Raw genomic sequence first — 205 nt, forward strand, 5'->3', positions numbered from 1 at the left:
AGCACGTAATGCCAACGACGGTATCTCACTGTCTCAGACGCTGAGGCGCGTTGGGCGAAATCAACAACAACTTGCAGCGCGTTCGTGACCTGACTGTTCAGGCGCAAAACAGCTCTAACTCAGCATCAGATATCGACTCCATCCAGTCTGAAGTTAACCAGCGCATGGAAGAAATCAACCGCGTTACCAAGCAAACTGATTTCAA

Annotated in this window: 1 pseudogene; it reads left to right on the forward strand. The window is 49.8% G+C overall.

What is annotated here, in order from left to right:
• Positions 1 to 205, forward strand: a pseudogene (locus tag YROHD0001_RS19985) (flagellin N-terminal helical domain-containing protein); the annotation flags it as partial.

The sequence above is a fragment of the Yersinia rohdei ATCC 43380 genome (assembly GCF_000173775.1).
GTDB lineage: Bacteria > Pseudomonadota > Gammaproteobacteria > Enterobacterales > Enterobacteriaceae > Yersinia > Yersinia rohdei.